Origin of the sequence: Ralstonia sp. RL (genome assembly GCF_001683835.1) — a bacterium.
Taxonomy (GTDB): domain Bacteria; phylum Pseudomonadota; class Gammaproteobacteria; order Burkholderiales; family Burkholderiaceae; genus Ralstonia; species Ralstonia mannitolilytica.
Genome location: NZ_LWRX01000095.1, coordinates 1 through 19,872, shown reverse-complemented (window position 1 = coordinate 19,872; position 19,872 = coordinate 1). Strand labels below are relative to the sequence as shown.

The window sequence follows — 19,872 nt, the reverse complement described above, 5'->3', positions numbered from 1 at the left end:
AACCTGCCCCCCATGCCGATGCGCGTGCGTGCCTTCTTCGCCCTCCTGCTGACAGCGGCCCTGTGGCTGATGGCAGCGTTGTCCGCGCGTGCGCAGACCGACATGGTCGCCGTGCCGCCGCTGGCCGCGCGCGTGACCGACCTGACCGGCACGCTCAGCGCCGAGCAGCGCGGCGCGCTGGAACAGGTGCTGGCCGACTACGAACAGCAGCGCGGCAGCCAGATCTTCGTGCTGATGGTGCCGACCACCGCGCCCGAGCCGATCGAGGCCTACGGCATTCGGGTGGCCGAAGCGTGGAAGGCCGGGCGCAAGGGCGTGGACGACGGCGCGATCATCCTCATCGCCAAGGACAACCCGGCATCGCTGCGCAAGATGCGCATCGAGGTCGGGCGCGGGCTGGAAGGCTCGCTGACCGACCTGCAATCGAAGCACATCCTCCAGGACGTGATGGCGCCACACTTCCGCCAGGGCGACTTCTATGGCGGGCTGTCGGCGGGCATCTCGGCCATCCAGACCGTCATCGCGCAGGAAAACCTGCCGCCCGCCGAGCGCGCCAAGCGGCAGCAGAGCAGCGGCATCGGAGATTGGCTGCCGGTGCTGTTCCCGCTGGCGATCATCGTGTTCTTTGTGCTGAGCGCGGCCATGCGCTCGGGAGGCCGTGTGACGGGCAGCCTGCCCGGGCGGCCCGGTTCGCGCGTGGTGCTTGGCAACCGTGGCTGGGGCCCGGGCGCCATGGGCGGACTTGGCGGCGGGCTGGGCGGCGGGCTGGGCGGTGGCTGGGGACGCAGCGGGGGTGATCTCGGTGGCGGGGGCGGCGGCTTCGGCGGTGGGGGCGGTGGCGATTTCGGCGGGGGCGGCGCCTCCGGCAACTGGTAACGACAGACGACGCGACCATGGCTTCCCATACCCGACACCATCGCGGCGCCCGCCGGGCCCTGGCCCATCTGCTCACGACGCCGTCGCGCGCGCGGCGCGCGTTCCCGCTCGCCGATCTGCAGCAGCTCGAAGCGGCCGTGCGAGAGGGCGAACAACGCCATCGCGGCGAGGTGCGCGTCGTCATCGAAAGCGCCCTTCCCGTGCGCGATGCGTGGGCCGGCATCACGCCACGCGAGCGCGCCCGCACGCTGTTCGGCCTGCTGGAGGTGTGGAACACCCGCGAACACGTGGGCGTGCTGCTCTACATCAACCTCGCCGACCACGCGGTCGAGATCCTGGCCGATCACGGCATCGCCGCCAAAGTCGACGCGCACACGTGGCGCGCCATCTGCGACACGATCACGGGCGGCTTTGCGCAGCGTGTGTCGATGGCACCCGTGCTGGAAGCGCTGGCGCAGACCAATGACCTGCTGGCCACGCATGCGCCGTCCGACGGTGCGCCGCGCGCGAATGAGTTGAGCGATCGGCCGGTCGTGCTGTAACCGCTCTGCGCTTGAGCCCTTTTCGCCTGCTGCCGCGTCCGCCGTGTTTCACGACTGAAACCGTTTTGACCGGCGCCCACTCGCCATCGCTGTCGGCCGTGCGCCTAATCCTTCCGCATGAGCCGCCCGACGCCACCGCATCGGGCATCGAGGTCAGGCCCACCGTCCGCTCTAGGCTGTCTGACCGATCACGCTGTCCCCTCTTCCCTGAACCCCTATCCAGAGCGGCCCCGCACCCGCGCCGCCACGGTCGGCTGCCACGCACCGGAGCGTGTCTCGTCAAAGGCCGCCATGTTGCAGGAATGCACGCATTCACAGCGTCCACGTGCATGCGGGCTAACCCGCGGGTTGTTTGCGCATACAGCGCCTTCGCATCACTTTCACGTTTGGCGTTTGCGCAAATCGAAAGTGCGTAACCGTTTGCTATATCGCATCGCGCACAAAGCGCGCCCGGTGCCCGGGGAAACAAGGCGCGCCGCTTCGTCGCGTCGCCGCCCTTACCCGCGTCCCTACCCTTTGAAAATCAAGGACTTGGCTGCAATGGCACGCTCGTCGCTCTATGGCTTCCGCCGCCATAGCGCGGCGCTGTTTAGGAACAAAAGAGCATAAGCGCCATACACCTTGGGGGGTGCGATGTGAAAACCAGGGACGCACACATCAAGCACTGCCAGACCGGCGCGGCCACTGTGGAGTACGCGCTACTGATGGTGATGGCGGCGTTGGTGCTGGTCAGCGTCATGGCGAGCGTCGAAACCAGCGTGGGCGATTTCTGGAGCAACGCGGTATCGGTGTTGATGACACCTGGTGGGTTCGGATCATCGGGCTCGCAGGGCGGTGGTTCGGGTGGTTGATATTCCAAGGCCTGGGTAGCACGCAATCGCTGCACGGGCCAGTCGCACACAGCGCATGCCGGACGAGCAGCGCAGCGAACAGAACAGAACAGAACAGAACAGAAGACGTACGGGGAAGTTGTCAACGCGCTGGCACAAAGAGGCCAGCCGGCTGCAGGGACCGGCAACCCGCCGGGAGCGCCTGTGGCGAACACCGAAGTTGTTGCACTTTCAGGCGTGAGCCGGTCCCTGGAGGAATGGTGGACCAGCCCACGGCGCCCAGTGGGCACCTGCTGCGATTTGCGGCGATGTCCGGGCGAGCGACCACCAGCGGCCACGCCGGTGCGAGCCCTGAGAACTGGTGAAGTCGGGGGAGCCTCTTGGTGTTGTCGTGCTCCGGAACATGCTGGCCTTCGCGCCGGTGTGGCACCGGTGTGCGCACACGATCTCCGGAACCCCTGGTTTGGCCTTGGCCGGCTTGTCTGGCCAGAACCCAGCGCCCGATCTTCAGCGGTGCGCCTTTCCTTGAACCATGACGTGAGGAGATTGAAATGAAAGCCATGATCAAGCGTTTCGTGCGCGAAGAAGACGGTGCAGCCGGCGTGGAATACGCACTGCTGCTGGCCTTTGTGGCTCTGGTGATGGTGACCTACGGCACCACCGTCAAGACCGCGGTCGGCGCCATCTGGAATTCGATCGCAACCCAGCTGTCGACGGCCGCCGCCTGAGCAGTGCCAGTGCGCCCAGGTCAGGTCCGGCAGCCCCGGGCCTGATCCGGCCGAATACACGCTGGCCCGCGGCACCCGCTGCCGCGCGGACAGCCAGAACAATCGCCCGAGAGGAACCCGAGATGACCACCCTGACAAGCCTGAGCGCCCTGGCGAACCTCAGCCTGATCGTGCTCATCGTGATGGCCGCGGCGAGCGACGTGCGCTCGCGCCGCATCCCGAACTGGCTGGTGGCATCGGGCCTCGTGGCAGCGCTTCTCGCGCAATGCCTCACACAGGGCTTCACCGCTGGCGCGCTCGCCTGGCTCGGTGGCGCAGCGGTGGGCATGGGCCTGTGCATCGGCGTCTATCTGCTCGGTGGCATGGGCGCCGGCGACGTGAAGCTGATGGGCGCGATCGGTGCCTTCATGGGGCCCTTCGGCGCCTTCCACATTGCCTTCGTGAGTTTTCTGGCAGGCGGGGTGCTCGCGCTTGCCATGGTGTTGCTGCGCCGTGACGCGCAACGCTCGTTGGCAGGAGTTTCAACGCTGCTGATGTCGCTGCCGTTCGGTGGCAAGGCCGTGCCTTCGCCGGACAGCGGGGGCAAGCGCAGCGGAACGATCCAGTTGCCGTACGCGGTGGCGTTTGCCGCGGGCACGTTGCTGGTGAAGTGGGGAGTGTTGTAGCCGAGGGGGGAACCCCTGACGCGTGCCGATGCGGTGCACGACAAGCACACGGCGTCGCCGCAGCCAGCCTGACGGAATGAACGCCACCAGGCACGCGCCAGACACACAAGGCATCAAGGACCACGCAAGAACGGTCCGGGACCGGGGAGAAGTGACATGCGTCAATCCAGTCGCACCATCGGGCAAGCCAGGACCTGCGCGGCGCCCCATCGCCACGCCTGTGGACCTCGCCCATCCTGGCACGCACCGCCCGCCTCCCCCTCTTCTTCGGCTGACCGGCGCCTTGGCCGGCCGTGCATGCCCGCTACGTGTCTTCGGACCAGGTGGCGGTGGGATTGAGAACCATCCGAGTGGGGTTGGGAAATGAAAAACCTGCGCATTCTCTCCATGTTGCTGATCGCCACGATCGCCGGCCTTGCGGCGGTGGTCTTCGCCTCGCGCTGGCTCACGCAGCAAAGCAGCAGCGGCATCACCAAGGTGGCCGTAGCCGCCGCCGACATTGACCTCGGCCAGCGCCTGTCGCCAGACTTCATCAAGGTGGTGGACTGGCCGACCGCCAGCCTGCCGCCCGGCGCCATCTCCGACGCGCAAGCGCTCAGCGGCCGCGTCGTGCGCGCCAGCCTGACGCGCGGCGAGCCGGTACTGGAATCGAAGCTCACGCCGCAGGGCACGGCAGGCGGCTTGTCGGCCGTCATTGCCGAAGGCAAGCGCGCCATCACCGTACGGGTGAATGACGTGGTGGGCGTGGCGGGCTTCGCGCTGCCGGGCAGCTACGTCGACATCATCGTCAACACGCTGCAAGACAACAAAGACGGCAAGGCAGCGGCGAGCGATCGGTCCGATCAGTCGATCTCGAAGATCGTGCTGGAAAAGATCCTGGTGCTGGCCGTCGCGCAAGAGGTCAACCGCGACGACACCAAGCCCAAGGTCGTGAACGCCGTCACGCTGGAAGTCACACCGGAACAAGCCGAGAAGCTCGACCTCGCACGCAGCGTGGGCACGCTCTCGCTGGTGCTGCGCAACCAGATCGACCCGCAACCCGCCGACACCACCGGCGCGACCAAGAGCACGCTGCTCAAGGAGCCCAAGATCACGGCGGCCGTGGCGGTGCCGGTGGTCAAGACGGTGCAGGTGGTACGCCGCGTGGCTGCTGCGCAGCGCGCACCCGGCAACTGCATCGGCGTGATTGCCGGCGTGGATCGCGGCGCCGAGTGCTTCTGAAGCGAAGCGCATCACCCAAAAGTCACGGGCAACGATCAACAACACAACAGGAAGAACAGACCAAAGGCCCCAGGAAGAGGGCTCCGGCACGGTCACAGGCAACACATAACCGGCCTTGTCTTGCAGAACAACCAATCTGGGGGATCACCATGAACCGACTCATCACGCAACGCGGCGAGACACGCTGCATGGGGACGTACATGAAGGCGACTGCAACCGCAGTGGCCATGTTGGCGGGGCTTTGGGCAGGTGCGGCGCACGCGCAGGTCGGTGTGGAATCCGCCATCCTGACCAATAACGCGGCGGCGCCAGCCAAGCCGATGCGCATGTCGGCCAGCGGGCCGATCCAGCTGACCATCGGCAGCGCAAGCAACGCAGAAGCCAGCCGCGATTCGGCACCCAAGGGGCCGAACTGCACCGGCGCCATGCGCGAACACAGCGAGGTGACCGTCCCCATCGGCAAATCGACGATGGTGCAGCTGCCGGAAGCCGTACGCAGCCGCACCGTCGGCAACCCCCGCGTGGTGCAGGCGATGCTGGTGTCGCCGCAGACGCTGTACGTGCTGGGGCTGGAAGTCGGCTCCACGAACATGATCGTGCAGGGCCGCAGCGGATCGTGCACGGTCATTGATGTGTCGGTGGGCGCAGACCCGGCCGGCCTGCAAGCCGCGCTGCGCCGCCTGGTGCCGGGCGCGAAGAACGTTGAAGTCTCTGCCGCCGCCGACAGCATCGTGCTGGGCGGCACGGTGAGCGATTCGGTGCAGGCGCAGAAGATCGTCGACATCGCCAATGCGTTTGTCACGCGTCAGGCGCGCGGCCCCGTGCGAGAAGAAGGCGGCGGTGGTCAACAAGCCACCGGCCAGATGAATGCAGGCGGGCAGAACGGCGCGCCGCTGCGCAGCCCACGCATCATCAACATGATGGCGGTCGAAGCCCCGCAACAAGTGATGCTGGAAGTGAAGGTGGCGGAAGTCTCCAAGACCCTGATCGACCAGATGGGCTCGGCGCTCAATGTGGCCGGTGCCTTCGGCAGCTGGTCGGTCGGCGCGCTCGCCAACTTCCTCTCGGGCTCCAACGACATCGTCAACTTCAGCAAGAACAACCGCCTGCCGCTGAAGTTCGCCCTGGATGCGCAGAAGGGCGACGGGCTCGTCAAGGTGCTGGCAGAGCCGAGCCTGATGGCGATCAGCGGTCAGGAAGCGAGCTTCCTTGCCGGCGGCAAGATCTTCATTCCTGTCGCGCAAGGGGCTGCGGTGGGCGGTGTCTCCACCATCGTGCTGCAGGAAGAAACGTTCGGCGTGGGCCTGCGTTTTACGCCCACGGTGATGGAAAACGGCCGCATCAACCTGAAGGTTTCACCGGAAGTTTCGGAGCTCTCTCCGACCGGTGTATCGGTGACCTCACCCAACACCAACAACACGCAGATCCTGCCGCTGATCACCACCCGGCGCGCTTCCACCACGCTGCAGGTGCATGACGGCCAGAGCTTTGCCATCGGCGGGCTGATCAAGAACAACATCACGGGCAGCCTGAAGGCCATCCCCGGTGTCGGCGAGTTGCCGGTAATCGGTGCGCTGGCGCGCAGCACAAGCTTCCAGCAGGACCAGACGGAGCTGGTGTTCGTGGTCACCCCGCGCCTGGTCAAGCCGCTGCCCGCCGATTACCCGCTGCCGACGGATACGTTCGGTCAGGTCAACACGGGCGAGATCCTGCTCAACGGCAACATGGAAGGGCACAAGGCCAAGCCGGTCAAGGCACCGGCCGCGATGGCCGCCCCGGCTTCCTCACTGCCGGCACCGAAGGCTGCCGAAGCTGCACCTGCAGCGCCCGCAGCCCAACCTGTTCAAGCGCCAGCCCCCACCGCGAGCGCTTCGGCTGCAGCCGACACCGCAGCCGAAGCGCAAGCCCCCGCAGCCGCCACGGTACCTGCTGCACCGGCCCACAACGGCACACCGCCCGCGCCGGCTCCCATCGCGCCGGCACCGAAGGCACGCCGCTTCGTGTCGATGGGCGAACAGCCCTTCCACGATTGACCCGATCGCAACCTTCAAGGAGACGATCATGAACATCACCTCGAAGCTGGCGCGGGCCGGACGCTGCAGCGCAATCGCCCTCACCCTGGCTGGCTGCATGACGACCACCCCGGAGTACGACAAACACTTCGGTGAGGCCGTCCGCTCGGTGCGGGCCATGCAGACGCTCAACCCGAGTGCATCGGCCAACACCAACCCGGTCACGGGCGTGGACGGACGTGCCGCCACCGCCGCCATGGACCGCTACAACACCCAGTTCGTCAAGCCGTCAGCCGATGTCAGCGCCTTCACGGTGGGTGTGGGATCGGGCAGGAGCCTGAGTTCGGAAGACCGGTAGATCGCACCACGCAAGAACGCTGAAAGAGGAAAACGCGCCGCCACCCGCGGCGCGTCACCAGACGCTCACAGGAGCCCGGCCATGGCCAAGATCGCTCTCGTATCCGCCGACGAATCGCACCTGCAATACCTCGCGGGGCTGATCGCACAGGCCACCAGCCACGTCGTTCACCGCACGTGCGCCGCGCCCGCCCAGGCACTCGGTAAGCCAGGGCTTGCGCAGGGCGCGGATCTGCTGATCCTGGAGGCTGCCACCTTCAGCGCCGACGACATCCAGCAGCTGCGCCGCCTGACGACGGACCGCCCCGACACGCTCTGCATGCTGCTGACGGAAAACCCGTCCGCCGACCTGCTGATGCGGGCCATGCGCGCGGGTGTGCAGTGCGTGCTGCCGTGGCCGCCCGACGCGCACGAGTTTCGCGACGAGCTGCAACGCTGCACGAGCCACGCGCTGTCCGGCTCGCGCAACGAGGGCCAGGTGCTGTCGTTCCTGTCGTGCAAGGGCGGCAGCGGTACCACCTTCACCGCCGCCAACTTTGCGCATGTGCTCAGCGCACGGCACGGCAAGCATGTGCTGCTCGTCGATCTCTGCCAGCAATACGGCGACGCCGCCTTCCTGGTGACGGACCAGACCCCGCCGGCAACGCTGGCCAATGTCTGCAACCAGATCGACCGGCTCGATGCCGCCCTGCTCGATACCTGTGTCACGCATGTCGGCCCCGACTTCGACGTGCTGGCCGGCGCGGGTGACCCGATCAAGGCCGGCGAGATCAAGGCGATGCATCTGGAACGCCTGCTGACGCTCGCCGCATCGATGTACGACGTGGTCGTGTTCGACCTCGGGCAGGACATCAACCCGGCGTCGATCCTGGTGCTGGACCACAGCAGCGCGATTTACGCCGTGCTGCAACTGAATCTCGCCTACCTGCGTGCCGGCCGCCGGCTGATGGAGATCTGCCACTCGCTCGGTTATCGCGCAGAACGGCTGAAACTCATCGTCAATCAGTACGAGAAGCGCGTGCCCTTCACGCAGAACACCCTGGAAAGCGCCTTCGGGATGCCGGTCTCGCATGTGCTGCCGTATGACCCGGCCACCGTGCGCGACTCTGTCAACGAGGGCCGCCCAGTCCTGGACGTGGCCGAGAACAGCCCGATCAGCCGCGCGCTGACGGACATGGCGCGGCAGCTCTTCCCTGCCACGCAGCCGCAGCGCGACGGCCTGCTGCGCAAGCTGTTCGGCCATGCCAACCATGTACCGGCGCCGGTGCGGGCCTGACAGGCGCCCGACACGTCTCTAACCCTCGATCGCGTGGAGCCCATCATGTCACTGCGAGAACAACTCTTTCAGCAAGCCGGCGAGGCGCTACCGCAACGCGTGACGAACGCGAACGGCTCGAATGGCCACACCAGCGCGGCCTATCAGCAAGTGGCGCAGGACGTGCACCAGATCATCATCGACCGCGTGGAACTGAGCCGCCTGCAGCAGCTCACGCCCGAGCAGATCAAGCGCGAGCTGGCGCAACTGGTCGAGCGCATCGTCGATGAAGGCAAGCACCAGCTCAATGAGAGCGAACGCCGCCGCCTCGTCTCCGACGTGCAGGACGAGATGCTCGGCTACGGGCCGCTCGAACCGCTGCTGGCCGACCCGACCATCTCCGACATCCTCGTCAACACGCACAAGTATGTGTACGTCGAACGCCGCGGCAAGCTCGAGCTGACCAGCGTGACGTTCCACGACGACGCGCACCTGATGCGCGTGATTGAAAAGATGGTGTCGCGCGTTGGCCGCCGCATCGATGAATCGAGCCCGATGGTCGATGCGCGGCTGCCCGATGGCTCCCGCATCAACGCGATCATTCCGCCGTCGGCGATCGATGGGCCGCTGCTGTCGATCCGGCGCTTTTCCGTCAACCCGCTGACGATCCAGGACCTGGTCAACTTCCGCACGATGACACCGGAAATGGCGCAGCTGCTCGATGCGATGGTCAAGGCCAAGCTGAACATCCTGATCTCGGGCGGCACGGGCAGCGGCAAGACCACGCTGCTGAACATCCTGTCGGGCTACATCCCGGCAAGCGAACGCATCGTCACCATTGAAGATGCGGCCGAACTGCAACTGCGTCAGAACCATGTGCTGCGCCTGGAAACGCGCCCCGCCAACATCGAAGGCCGCGGCGAGATCACGCAACGCTCGCTGGTGAAGAACGCCCTGCGGATGCGGCCCGATCGCATCATCCTCGGCGAAGTGCGCGGTGCCGAAGCGCTCGACATGCTGCATGCGATGAACACGGGCCACGAAGGGTCGCTCGCCACCATTCACGCGAACACACCACGCGATGCACTCACGCGGCTCGAGAACATGGTCAGCATGGCGGGCCTGCAACTGCCGCCCAGGACGATGCGCCAGCAGATCACCTCGGCATTGACGGTGGTCGTCCAGGTGACGCGCCTGACCGACGGCAATCGCAAGCTGGTGAGCGTGCAGGAGATCACCGGCATGGAAGGCGAAGTCGTGAACATGCAGGAGATCTTCACCTTCCGCCGCAAGGGCATCGACGCGGACGGCCGCATCAAGGGCCACTTCTGCGCGACGGGCGTGCGGCCCAAGTTCTCGGAACGTCTGCAGGCCTTCGGCATCCATCTGCCGGAAACCCTGTACGACCCCTCGGTGCAATACGAGGTCTAAAGGAGAACCGACATGGACACCATGGTGATCGGTTTCACGCTCTCGGTTTTCGTGGCCATTGTGCTGGGCGTATCCGCTGCGTATCTGTGGTGGGACAGCCGCCACAGCCAGACCGCCAAGCGCCTGAGCCAGCGGCTGAAGATGGCGCTTCTCAGCAGCGCACGGCACGGCGCCGACGAGAGCATCCTCAAGCAGCGCGTGCTGGCGGAATCGCCCGAAGTGGCGGCACTGCTCGGCCGGCTGCCACGCGTCAATCGGCTCGACCTGCTGTTGCTGCAATCGGGGCTGGACTGGTCCGTCGCCCGGTTTCTGGCGCTGACGCTTGCGGTGCCCGTGGTGGTGTTCATCGGCATCTCGCCGCTCAATCCGCCGTGGGTCGCCTCGCTCGCATTGGCCGCTGCGGGCGCCTCGCTGCCGCTGTTCTACGTGCTGCATCGACGCACGCGCCGGCTGATGAAGCTCGAAGCGCAACTGCCGGAAGCCACCGACCTGATCAGCCGCGCGCTGCGTGCCGGCCACTCGCTGCCGAGCGCGCTGGAGATGGCGGGCGATGAACTGCCGCAGCCGATCGGCGCCGAGCTGGCGATGGTGTTCAGCCAGATCAACTACGGCGTCTCGTTGAACGACGCACTCGCCGGCCTGATCGACCGCGTGCCGGTGGACGACCTGCGCTACCTGGTGATCGCCATCCTCATCCAGCGCGAATCCGGCGGCAACCTGGCCGAGATCCTGGACAACGTGGGCTCCCTCATTCGCAAGCGCTTGCAATTGCTCGACAAGGTGCGCGTGCTGTCGGCAGAGGGCCGCCTCGGCGGCTGGATCCTGACCGCGCTGCCACCGGGCATGGCACTGGTGGTCTACCAGTTGAACCCGGAATTGATGTCCACGCTGTGGAAAGACCCAACGGGCATTCAGATGATGTGGTCGGCCATTGTGATGACCTGCGTCGGCGTGTTGTGGATCCGCCAGATCGTACGCATCCACATCTGACACGACACGGCGCCATAGAGCACAGAACAGAATTCGGAGGCGGGGGCAACCCTGAACGAACATGCAGATCGCACAGACAGTCTTGCTTGGCGGCACGTTCATCATCGTCTTTGGCGCGGTGCTGGTGGCGCTCAATGTGCTGCGCCCGAGTGCGCTGCAGCGGCGTCTCGGGCAGATCGACCGTGAAGCGCCCAGCCTCGTGCCGCAGGACACTTCCAACGACTGGCTGCACAAGATCAGCCGGATCGCCAAGCCGCTGGCCAAGGCGTCGCTACCCAAGGATGGCTGGGAATCTTCCGACCTGCGCACGCGCTTCGTGCATGCCGGCTGGCGCTCGCCGGATGCACCCGCCATCTACTTCGGCATCAAGACGCTGCTGGCGATCGGGCTGCCGCTGCTGCTGTCGTTGGCGCTGCTGGGCCGCTTTGACGCCAACCATCAGAACGAATTCCTGAGCGTGCTGTTCGGTGCCGCGCTGCTGGGCTTCTACCTACCAAACATCGTGCTGCGCGCAAAGATCCGCCGCCGCCAGCGCGACATCTTCGAAGCGTTTCCCGACAGCCTGGACCTCATCATGGTGTGCGTGGAAGCGGGCCTCGGGCTGGATGCCGCCGTGCTGCGCGTGGTGGAAGAAATGCGGACCGCGCGCCCCGCGCTGGCCGAAGAGTACGAACTACTGACACTCGAACTGCGGGCCGGCCTCGCACGGGAAAAAGCCCTGCGCAACCTCGCCGCCCGCACCGGCGTGGAAGACGTCAGCATGCTGGTGGCCATGCTGATCCAGGCCGACCGCTTCGGCACCAGCGTGGCCGAATCGCTGCGTGTGCATTCGGACATGCTGCGCACCAAGCGCCACATGCTGGCCGAAGAACGCGCCGCCAAGATCGGCACCAAGATCCTCTTCCCGCTGATCTTCTGCATCTTCCCGTCGCTGTTTGTCGTGCTGCTGGGCCCCGCAGCCATCCAGGTGATCGGCGCACTGCGTTCGGTCGCGGCCCAACAGTAAATCGAAGTCAGACAGCCGACCCGCCATCGCTTCAAGGAGACCATCATGCGCTCCCGTGCCTCCCAACGTACCGCGCACCGCCCTGCCCGCACGCGCAAGATGCGCGGCGCGGCCGGCGTCGAGTTCGCCCTGGTCTTTCCGATCCTGCTGCTGGTGGTGTTCGGCATCGTCGAATTTGGCGCGGCGTGGTACGACAAGGCGGTCATCACCAACGCCAGCCGCGAGGCCGCGCGCGCGGGCGTGGTGTTCAGCAACCCTGTGCCCACGAGCACGAAGATCCAGAGCGTGGCGACCAACTACTGCCAGAACCGACTGGTGACGTTCGGTGCCGCAGCCAACTGCACGGTGGGCGCGGTGACGACCTGCTCGGCCTCCGGCAATCCACTCACGGTGACGGTGTCGTACACGTTCACGGGCCTCGTGCTCGGCAAGCTGGCGCCATTTACAGGATCGCTGGCGATGAGCGCGCAGACCACCATGCTCTGCGAATAGCCCGCAGCTCCTGCACTGTGCGAGGTATGCCATGACCCAGCAAGCCCTCTCTCTACGGCAACGCGGCGCGGTCGGAATGATTGCCCCGATGCTGCTGGTTGTCTTCCTGTCGATCGGTGCGATCGCCGTCGACGTGGCGCACCTGTATGTGGTGCGCAATGAGCTGCAGAACGCGGCGGACGCGGCGGCACTGGCAGGCGCGGCGGGGCTCAACCCGATCAGCCCCACGCCGCAGTGGAGCAACGCCGTCACCAAGGGCACCAACGCCGTCACGCTCAATGCTTCCGATGGCACAAAGCTCGCCACCGGCACGGTCACGGCCGGCTACTGGAATCTGACCGGCACCCCGGCCGGCATGCAAGCGCAGAGCATCACACCGGGGAAGAACGACGTGCCAGGCGTGCAAGTGACCATTACGCGCGCATCGGGCGTCAACGGTGGCGCCGTCAAAGGCTGGTTGACGTGGGTGTTTGGCGGCGGCACGGCGGACATCCGCGCCACGGCGGTCGCTGTCATTGCCGCGCCGGGCACGGCCAACCCGGGGGCGCTGTTTCCGGTGGCACTCAACAAGTGCCTGTTCGATCTGTATTGGAACTCCACCACCAACCAGCCCATCAACGACCCGGCGACCGGCCAGCCAAAGGTCCTTCAGATCAACACCAGTTATGGATCGGGCAGTGGCACTTGCGCCAGTGGCGAGTGGACGGGTTTCAACGGCCCTACCGATGCGAACACCGAGAAGGGACTGGTTAGCAGCGGCAACCCGACAACGATCAACGTTGGCGACAGCATCAACATCTCAACCGGGGTGAAGACCAGCGTCTACAACGCAATCCCGTCGCTTCCGTACACCGTGACGATGCCCGTGGTGGCCAACGTTGTGCCCGGCTCAAGTTCGCCTGTGGTGGCGTTTGCCGGCTTCACGATCACAAAGGTCGTCACCAACGGATCGCATTCCTACATCGAGGGCAACTTCACTACCAACACGAAAGTCAGTGGCGGCGGTTCCGGCACGAACTACGGCGCCTATGTGCCGCCGCGCCTCGCAAACTAGGCTCACAGACCATTCACGGGGAAGGCGCCATGGTCCAGTCGAATCAACAGCAACACACGCAGCCGGTGGCCGATCGTCATTGGATCAACGCCGGCACCGTGCGCAAAGGCAGCAAGCTGGCGCTCGCTGTCTTCCTGCTGATCTTCACGCTGGGTGCGTGGGTGACGAACGGCTTCACGGATACGCGCATTACCGGGCCAGGGTCAGACTTCTCGGTGTTCTGGGGCGCGTCGCACATCGCCCTCCATGGTCACCCGCTCGACGCCTACGACATCGACAAGATCATGGTGGTGATCAACCAGTTCGGCACGCTGGAAGCGGGCAGCGAGCGCATCCTGCCGTGGCTCTATCCGCCGACCTTCCTGCTGGTGGTGCTGCCGTTGTCGCTGTTGCCGCTGTGGCCGAGCTATCTGCTGTTCATGCTCGCCACCGGCGGCTTGTATGTGAAGGCCACAACCCGGCTGCTTGGTGACAAGGTGGATGCGCGCCAGCACGCGTGGATGTCGGTGGTCAGCTCGCCGGCCGTGTTCGTGACGGTGCTGATGGGGCAGAACTCCATGCTCACCGCGGGGCTGGCCGCTACGGCCGTGGCATGGCTCGACAAGCGGCCCGTGCTGGCCGGCATCGCCATGGGCCTGCTCGCCATCAAGCCGCAACTGGCGCTGCTGTTTCCAGTGGTGCTGCTCGTCACCCGCGCATGGAAGACGATGGCCAGCGCGGCAGTCACCGCGGTTCTGTTCGCCGCCATCAGCGTTGCCGTCTGCGGCTGGGACACCGTGCCCGCCTTCATCCGGAGCGCGCACTGGGCCGAGACCAACCTCGTCGAACACGGCGGCACCGCGTGGTATGTCATGCCGACTTTCCTCGCGGCGGCGCGCGCAGCCGGCATCGGTATCAAGCTGGCCTATGCGATTCAAATGTCGGTGGCCGTACTGGCAACGCTTGCCGCCGCCATCGTGTGGCGCCGCACGAGCGATACCGGGCTGCGTGTTGCTGCGCTGGCAACTGCCACGCTGCTCATCTCGCCTTATGTGCGGGCGTATGAACTCACGTGGCTCGTCGTGGCGATCGCGGGCTACGTCAGCCATGGCATTCGCTTCGGCCTGTCGGGCATGGAGCGCGGGCTGCTGGTTGCGGCATGGCTGTTGCCGGTATTCGAATTCACCAATCCGTTGTTCCAGCTACCGCAGGTCGGGCCGTTTTTCCTGGTGGCGATGATGGCGATGACCGTGCACCGAACGCTCACGCACGCACGCGTGCACACCGCCACCAGCGCCAACTCCGGCCTGCCGGCTGCGACAGCCATGCCGGCAGCGGCGAACGCACGCACCACCGCATAAGCATCGACAGACCCGTCATAGGTCTGCATATCGTCATCAGAGTTCTTGGGGGAAGTCATGCAACCGAATCATCAAGACCCACACGACGCGCCTCTGCTTTCCCTCGTCGTACCGTTCTACAACGAAGGCGATGCGCTGCACCTCTTCTTCGCCCGCGTGGTGCCGATCCTGGAATCGATCGACAGCATGCAGTTCGAGATCGTGTGCGTGAACGATGGCAGTGCAGACGACACGCTCGCCAAGCTCGTCGCCGTGTCGCATGCCGACCCGCGCGTACGCGTGGTCGATCTGACCCGCAATTTCGGCAAGGAAGCGGCACTGACCGCCGGCCTGGACGACGCGCAGGGCGATGCCGTCATCCCCATCGATGCGGACCTGCAGGATCCGCCGGAGCTGATCCCCACGCTGGTCGCGCACTGGCGCAAAGGCGCCGAAGTCGTGCTGGCCCAGCGTGCCAACCGCGCCTGCGATTCGTTCCTCAAGCGCGTGACCGCCGCCGCTTATTACCGCATCCACAATCGCCTATCCGACCTGAAGCTGCCTGAGAACGTGGGCGACTTCCGGCTGATGGACCGCGCCGTGGTCAACGCGCTCAAGCAACTGCCGGAGCGGCACCGCTTCATGAAGGGCCTGTTTGCATGGGTCGGTTTCAGCACGGTCATCGTGCAGTACGAGCGCGAGAAACGCAGCGCGGGCACGTCAAAATTTTCTGGCTGGCGGCTGTGGAACTTCGCGCTGGAAGGCATCACGAGTTTCAGCACGCTGCCGTTGCGTAGCTGGACGTATCTCGGTGCGCTCGTTGCTGCGCTGGCGTTCTGCTATGGCGCATTCATCATCCTGCGCACGATGATCTTCGGCGTGGTGGTGCCGGGCTACGCCTCGGAGCTGTCGCTGATGCTGTTCTTCGGCGGGCTGCAGATGATCGGCCTGGGAATGATCGGCGAATACGTCGGCCGCATTTACGATGAAGCGAAGGGCCGACCGATCTATCTCGTCAAACGCCGCTACCAGGAGCGCCGGCCGCGCAGCCGCGTCCCCGGCAATGGCAGCCGGCAGGTCATCCCGATTGCCAGCGCGCGCACACGCCAGCCGCACGGCGAACGCCAACGCAGCCACGCCACGCGCCGCTGAAGCAACGGAGCCACATCATGCGACAAACCGAATCCAGCGTCATGGCCGCATTGGCTGGCAGGCTGCCGCCGCCTCTGGCGCATTGGCTGCCGGATCCGGCCATGCTGATGCGCATCTTCCGTTTTGGGGTGTCGGGCGTGGTGGCCACCGGCGTGCACGTGGCGATCGCCACCGCGCTCATCAACGGAGTGTCGGCGTCTCAGGTGACAGCCAATGGCGTGGCATTTGTGTGCGCCAATGTGTGCTCCTACCTGCTCAATGCGCTGTGGAGCTTTTCGGCCAAGCCGGGCGGCGCCAATTTCCTGCGCTTCTACGCCGTTTCGCTGCTGGGCCTCGCGTTGACGCTGGCGATCTCTTGGACGGCCCAGACGCTGGGCCAAAGCTACTGGATCGGGCTGACGGCCATCCTGGCGACAGTGCCGCCGTTGACCTTCGTGCTGCACCGGTGCTGGACGTTCCGCTGAAGGCACGCCGGTGCGTCAGTCGGCCTCGCCGTCGCTGGCACCATGCGTCCGATCAAAACGCCGCAGCGTCTCGATGCGCTCGCGCGTGAGCGGATGCGACGAGAAGAACGCCGAGGCGTCGTCATCGCGGGCCGCATCGCGCTTCTTGTTGGCATCCGCCTTGCGCGTGCCGGCGTGCGTGTCTTCGAGTGCCTGCAGCACGTCGGCAAACGCACCGACGGACAGGCCGTTCTCCTGCAGCATCCTGGCGGCGTAGCGATCGGCGTCACGCTCGTAGTCGCGGGAGTAGCGCAGGGTGAGCATCGCCGCCGGCACGCCGGCCAGAATGCTGGACACATCGCCAAACAGCAGCGCCGCCGTGGCGCCGATCGCCGATGACTGGATCAGCTGACGCAGCCCGTGGCGGTACTCCACGTGGCCCGCCTCATGCGCCAGCACACCGGTGAGACCATCGCCCTCGCCCACCAGCGTCACCAGGGCGTCGGTCAAGATGATGTCGCCGCCGGGCAGCGCGAAGGCGTTCGCGCCCAGCTTGCCCGCGTCGCGGAACACGATGTTGTAGGTGTGCGTGGCCTCGTGCGGCGTGCGCAGTGCGGCAAAGCGCGCGCGGATGCGCTGCTGCTGCGCTGCCGGCAGCTTGCTCGGCTCGAGCCAGCGCTCGTCCAGCGCCCGCAGCGTGCCGTGCCCGAGCTGCGTCTCCACACGTTGCGGCACGAGGTTCGCCACCACCTTGGCGCCCCACGGCAGGCCGTACCGGTAGCCCAGCACGAGCACCAGAATCATGGCCACGAGCGCACCCAGAGCAAGCTTCCAGCTGTTCTGCGCCAGCACCACCCAGCCTTCGTGATATCCCGTGCGATGCAGCAGCGCATTGAGCGCCGCCTGTTCGGCCGCGTCGCCGATCTCGCAGAAGGCCCCGTCGGCAAACGTGATCAGGCGCGGCGCATGCTTGACGCGCTCCGACACCCGCAGCGTGGAAAGCGGCGCACGGCGCAATGGCGTGCCCTCGGGGTCGAACAGCACCGCCTCGCCCGCCTCGACGGCGAGGCGCACCGGTTGCGCGCGCGAGGTGCGGCCGTCAAAGTAGGTGGCGAGAATCACGGGCGGGGCCTTGCGCGGTTACAGGGCGATGTCGATGTCGTACCAATCCACGGCGGCGTCGCCCAGCGCGCCGACCTTGGCGGTCTCGCCGGCGACAAAGGTATCGAGCGAACCGGCCGCCAGCATCGTCACCGAATCGAGCTTGTAGCGCAGCGTGCGTACGCGTGCAACCGGCGTGAACAGCCCGACGGTGATCACGGTCAGCACGGCGTTCGAGATGAAAATCCAGAACAGCTTCGCTGCGCCCACCTGGCTCTGGAAACGGTGCGCACCCAGCGTCGTGTGGTTCCACACCACGTTCTGCAGGCGCGACATGAAGTACGGGGTGAGAAACAGCATCGCCGCGTAGGTCAGCACGACCGTCAGCCCGATGGCGAGGATACGGCCGGCGCTGCCATGCCCCTTGCCGACCGAGACACCCAGCAGCAGCAGGACGCCAAATGCCACCACAAGTGCGAGCACCGCCAGGCCGAACGTGCGCAGGTACACGCCGTAGAAGTTGCCCGGCGTGCCGGAAAAATCAAACGGCGTGGTGCCGAAGCGCGTGTTCTTGTGCTGATAGCGCTTGAAGCGCTGATGCGCCAGCGGCGCCAGCAGATACAGCGAGAACACACTCAGGATCGGCCACACCAGGAACACCATGTAGCCCTCGGCATCCTTGCCCGCAAAGGCAAAGCGCAGGCCGCGATAGCTCGAGTTGGCCATGCGGAACCGCAGCGAGCGCACCAGCAGCCACGGGAACACCGCCGCCAGCAAGACGAGGAACACCAAGCCCAGCACCGGCGATGAATGGCTCAGCACATTGAACGCCAACGCCAGCACGAAGATGATCGCCCGGCCCTTGAGAATGGCGATCGGGCTGCCGTGGTAATCAAAGCTCGACCCTGCCAGTTGCGTGTTGCGATAGAAATACTGCAGCGTGCGTACCTTGGCCCAGGCCGAGTAGATGCCCAGCGTGACGATGGTCAGCAGCAGGTTGACGATCCAGATGCGGAAGTATTCCGAACCGCTGCCGATAAAGCGCAGGCGCAGCGGCCGCGGGACTGCCGGAGCGGGCGCGCTGCCCAGGACGGACTCGCTGGCGATGTCGTTCATCTTGTTCCCTTCCCTGAGTTGTTGTGATGTCCCGCTTGGCCACGGGTGGGCCGATTGTAGCGAACCGGCCGCCCGGCACCGTTAACAGCGCCTTAACAAAGCGCCGGCGCGCGGGCAACAAAAAACCCCGCGGGCTCGCACCCACGGGGTTCTTCTCTGGAACGACCACCGGAAGATCCAGCGGTCGGGCCGGTCTGCCGGACAGGCAAATTACATCATGCCGTCCATGCCGCCCATGCCACCCATGCCGCCCGGCATTGCCGGAGCTGCATCGTCCTTCGGCAGTTCGGACACGGCGCAGTCCGTCGTCAGCATCAGCGATGCAACCGAAGCGGCGTTCTGCAGCGCGGTGCGGGTCACCTTGGTCGGGTCCAGCACGCCCATTTCGACCAGGTCGCCGTACTCGCCGGTGGCGGCGTTGTAGCCGTAGTTGCCCTTGCCTTCGATGACCTTCGCCACCACGACCGACGCTTCTTCGCCAGCGTTGGTGACGATCTGGCGCAGCGGCTCTTCCATCGCGCGCAGCACGATCTTGATGCCGGCGTTCTGGTCAGCGTTGTCGCCTTGCAGGTTCGAGATGGCAGCGCGGGCACGCAGCAGCGCAACACCGCCGCCAGCCACGATGCCTTCCTCCACGGCAGCGCGCGTAGCGTGCAGCGCGTCTTCCACGCGGGCCTTCTTTTCCTTCATTTCGACTTCGGTGGCAGCGCCAACCTTGATCACGGCAACACCGCCAGCCAGCTTGGCCACGCGCTCTTGCAGCTTCTCACGGTCGTAGTCCGAGGTCGCCTCTTCGATCTGGGCACGCACTTGCTTGACGCGCGCTTCGATGTTCTTGGCATCGCCGGCACCGTCGATGATCGTGGTGTTTTCCTTGCCGATTTCGACGCGCTTGGCTTGGCCCAGGTCGTTCAGGGTTGCCTTTTCCAGCGTCAGGCCGACTTCTTCAGCGATGACCTGGCCGCCCGTCAGGATGGCGATGTCTTCCAGCATGGCCTTGCGGCGGTCGCCGAAGCCCGGAGCCTTGACGGCAGCGGTCTTCAGGATGCCACGGATGTTGTTCACCACCAGCGTTGCCAGGGCTTCGCCTTCGACGTCTTCAGCGATGATCAGCAGCGGACGGCCGGCCTTGGCCACTTGCTCGAGCACCGGCAGCAGGTCGCGGATGTTGCTGATCTTCTTGTCGAACAGCAGCACGAACGGGTTGTCCAGCTGGACAACCTGCTTTTCCGGGTTGTTGATGAAGTACGGCGACAGGTAGCCGCGGTCGAACTGCATGCCT

20 protein-coding genes are annotated in these 19,872 nt (G+C 65.7%); 17 read left to right on the top strand and 3 right to left on the bottom strand.

Annotation, left to right across the window (positions count from 1 at the left end; all coding sequences use genetic code 11):
* The first annotated feature begins 12 nt into the window (after positions 1–12).
* The 17 genes from A6M56_RS09085 to A6M56_RS09005 all read left to right on the top strand — a co-directional run bounded on the left by A6M56_RS09085 (position 13) and on the right by A6M56_RS09005 (position 16,394).
* Complete coding sequence (locus A6M56_RS09085) at positions 13–876, top strand: TPM domain-containing protein (protein ID WP_286758083.1); 864 nt, start codon at positions 13–15, stop codon at positions 874–876.
* 17 nt (positions 877–893) lie between these two features.
* Complete coding sequence (locus A6M56_RS09080) at positions 894–1,418, top strand: TPM domain-containing protein (RefSeq protein ID WP_102080793.1); 525 nt, start codon at positions 894–896, stop codon at positions 1,416–1,418.
* A 635-nt stretch (positions 1,419–2,053) separates the two neighbouring features.
* A complete protein-coding gene (locus tag A6M56_RS09075) occupies positions 2,054–2,269 on the top strand; it encodes a hypothetical protein (protein WP_045786129.1) in 216 nt (71 codons plus the stop codon).
* 530 nt (positions 2,270–2,799) lie between these two features.
* Complete coding sequence (locus A6M56_RS09070; RefSeq protein WP_027678035.1) at positions 2,800–2,976, top strand: Flp family type IVb pilin; 177 nt, start codon at positions 2,800–2,802, stop codon at positions 2,974–2,976.
* A gap of 122 nt (positions 2,977–3,098) precedes the next feature.
* On the top strand, positions 3,099–3,641 hold the full coding sequence (locus A6M56_RS09065; protein ID WP_045786128.1) for an A24 family peptidase: 543 nt from the start codon (positions 3,099–3,101) through the stop codon (positions 3,639–3,641).
* A gap of 363 nt (positions 3,642–4,004) precedes the next feature.
* Positions 4,005–4,862: a Flp pilus assembly protein CpaB gene (gene cpaB / locus A6M56_RS09060; protein ID WP_045786127.1), complete on the top strand. Its 858-nt coding sequence runs from the start codon at positions 4,005–4,007 to the stop codon at positions 4,860–4,862.
* 149 nt (positions 4,863–5,011) lie between these two features.
* The gene (locus A6M56_RS09055; protein WP_102080792.1) at positions 5,012–6,895 is read left to right on the top strand and encodes a type II and III secretion system protein family protein; all 1,884 of its coding nucleotides are present in this window, start codon (positions 5,012–5,014) and stop codon (positions 6,893–6,895) included.
* A gap of 28 nt (positions 6,896–6,923) precedes the next feature.
* Positions 6,924–7,232 (top strand): hypothetical protein, encoded by a 309-nt coding sequence (locus tag A6M56_RS09050; RefSeq protein WP_045786125.1) that lies wholly within the window; start codon positions 6,924–6,926, stop codon positions 7,230–7,232.
* 81 nt (positions 7,233–7,313) lie between these two features.
* Positions 7,314–8,507, top strand: a complete 1,194-nt coding sequence (locus tag A6M56_RS09045) for a CpaE/TadZ family protein (protein ID WP_045786124.1) — start codon at positions 7,314–7,316, stop codon at positions 8,505–8,507.
* 45 nt (positions 8,508–8,552) lie between these two features.
* Positions 8,553–9,917 (top strand): TadA family conjugal transfer-associated ATPase, encoded by a 1,365-nt coding sequence (locus A6M56_RS09040; protein WP_102080791.1) that lies wholly within the window; start codon positions 8,553–8,555, stop codon positions 9,915–9,917.
* A 12-nt stretch (positions 9,918–9,929) separates the two neighbouring features.
* A complete protein-coding gene (locus A6M56_RS09035) occupies positions 9,930–10,907 on the top strand; it encodes a type II secretion system F family protein (RefSeq protein ID WP_062739522.1) in 978 nt (325 codons plus the stop codon).
* Positions 10,908–10,968: 61 nt separating this feature from the next.
* Positions 10,969–11,913 (top strand): type II secretion system F family protein, encoded by a 945-nt coding sequence (locus A6M56_RS09030; RefSeq protein ID WP_102080790.1) that lies wholly within the window; start codon positions 10,969–10,971, stop codon positions 11,911–11,913.
* 45 nt (positions 11,914–11,958) lie between these two features.
* Positions 11,959–12,405 (top strand): TadE/TadG family type IV pilus assembly protein, encoded by a 447-nt coding sequence (locus tag A6M56_RS09025; protein ID WP_045786120.1) that lies wholly within the window; start codon positions 11,959–11,961, stop codon positions 12,403–12,405.
* 31 nt (positions 12,406–12,436) lie between these two features.
* Entirely contained in the window at positions 12,437–13,459 is a 1,023-nt protein-coding gene (locus tag A6M56_RS09020; protein ID WP_045786119.1) for a TadG family pilus assembly protein, read from the top strand.
* Positions 13,460–13,488: 29 nt separating this feature from the next.
* Positions 13,489–14,799, top strand: a complete 1,311-nt coding sequence (locus A6M56_RS09015) for a glycosyltransferase family 87 protein (RefSeq protein WP_102080789.1) — start codon at positions 13,489–13,491, stop codon at positions 14,797–14,799.
* A 57-nt stretch (positions 14,800–14,856) separates the two neighbouring features.
* Positions 14,857–15,930, top strand: coding sequence for a glycosyltransferase family 2 protein (locus A6M56_RS09010; RefSeq protein WP_102080788.1), 1,074 nt, complete (start codon positions 14,857–14,859; stop codon positions 15,928–15,930).
* Between the two features lie 17 nt (positions 15,931–15,947).
* On the top strand, positions 15,948–16,394 hold the full coding sequence (locus A6M56_RS09005) for a GtrA family protein (protein ID WP_045786116.1): 447 nt from the start codon (positions 15,948–15,950) through the stop codon (positions 16,392–16,394).
* A gap of 15 nt (positions 16,395–16,409) precedes the next feature.
* Here the strand turns inward: A6M56_RS09005 and A6M56_RS09000 are convergent, their stop codons facing one another.
* The 3 genes from A6M56_RS09000 to groEL all read right to left on the bottom strand — a co-directional run.
* Entirely contained in the window at positions 16,410–17,495 is a 1,086-nt protein-coding gene (locus A6M56_RS09000) for a M48 family metallopeptidase (RefSeq protein ID WP_102080787.1), read from the bottom strand.
* An 18-nt stretch (positions 17,496–17,513) separates the two neighbouring features.
* Positions 17,514–18,590, bottom strand: coding sequence for a YjgN family protein (locus tag A6M56_RS08995; RefSeq protein WP_286758079.1), 1,077 nt, complete (start codon positions 18,588–18,590; stop codon positions 17,514–17,516).
* A gap of 210 nt (positions 18,591–18,800) precedes the next feature.
* Positions 18,801–19,872: chaperonin GroEL (gene groEL / locus A6M56_RS08990; RefSeq protein ID WP_286758078.1), on the bottom strand; the 1,072-nt coding region annotated here is incomplete at its 5' end.

Bases quoted from the DNA above. Each gene is read 5' to 3' on its own strand.
- A6M56_RS09085 (WP_286758083.1), top strand. From the start codon at position 13: ATGCCGATGCGCGTGCGTGCCTTCTTCGCCCTCCTGCTGACAGCGGCC.
- A6M56_RS09080 (WP_102080793.1), top strand. From the start codon at position 894: ATGGCTTCCCATACCCGACACCATCGCGGCGCCCGCCGGGCCCTGGCC.
- A6M56_RS09070 (WP_027678035.1), top strand. From the start codon at position 2,800: ATGAAAGCCATGATCAAGCGTTTCGTGCGCGAAGAAGACGGTGCAGCC.
- A6M56_RS09065 (WP_045786128.1), top strand. From the start codon at position 3,099: ATGACCACCCTGACAAGCCTGAGCGCCCTGGCGAACCTCAGCCTGATC.
- cpaB (WP_045786127.1), top strand. From the start codon at position 4,005: ATGAAAAACCTGCGCATTCTCTCCATGTTGCTGATCGCCACGATCGCC.
- A6M56_RS09055 (WP_102080792.1), top strand. From the start codon at position 5,012: ATGAACCGACTCATCACGCAACGCGGCGAGACACGCTGCATGGGGACG.
- A6M56_RS09050 (WP_045786125.1), top strand. From the start codon at position 6,924: ATGAACATCACCTCGAAGCTGGCGCGGGCCGGACGCTGCAGCGCAATC.
- A6M56_RS09045 (WP_045786124.1), top strand. From the start codon at position 7,314: ATGGCCAAGATCGCTCTCGTATCCGCCGACGAATCGCACCTGCAATAC.
- A6M56_RS09040 (WP_102080791.1), top strand. From the start codon at position 8,553: ATGTCACTGCGAGAACAACTCTTTCAGCAAGCCGGCGAGGCGCTACCG.
- A6M56_RS09035 (WP_062739522.1), top strand. From the start codon at position 9,930: ATGGACACCATGGTGATCGGTTTCACGCTCTCGGTTTTCGTGGCCATT.
- A6M56_RS09030 (WP_102080790.1), top strand. From the start codon at position 10,969: ATGCAGATCGCACAGACAGTCTTGCTTGGCGGCACGTTCATCATCGTC.
- A6M56_RS09025 (WP_045786120.1), top strand. From the start codon at position 11,959: ATGCGCTCCCGTGCCTCCCAACGTACCGCGCACCGCCCTGCCCGCACG.
- A6M56_RS09020 (WP_045786119.1), top strand. From the start codon at position 12,437: ATGACCCAGCAAGCCCTCTCTCTACGGCAACGCGGCGCGGTCGGAATG.
- A6M56_RS09015 (WP_102080789.1), top strand. From the start codon at position 13,489: ATGGTCCAGTCGAATCAACAGCAACACACGCAGCCGGTGGCCGATCGT.
- A6M56_RS09010 (WP_102080788.1), top strand. From the start codon at position 14,857: ATGCAACCGAATCATCAAGACCCACACGACGCGCCTCTGCTTTCCCTC.
- A6M56_RS09005 (WP_045786116.1), top strand. From the start codon at position 15,948: ATGCGACAAACCGAATCCAGCGTCATGGCCGCATTGGCTGGCAGGCTG.
- A6M56_RS08995 (WP_286758079.1), bottom strand. From the start codon at position 18,590: ATGAACGACATCGCCAGCGAGTCCGTCCTGGGCAGCGCGCCCGCTCCG.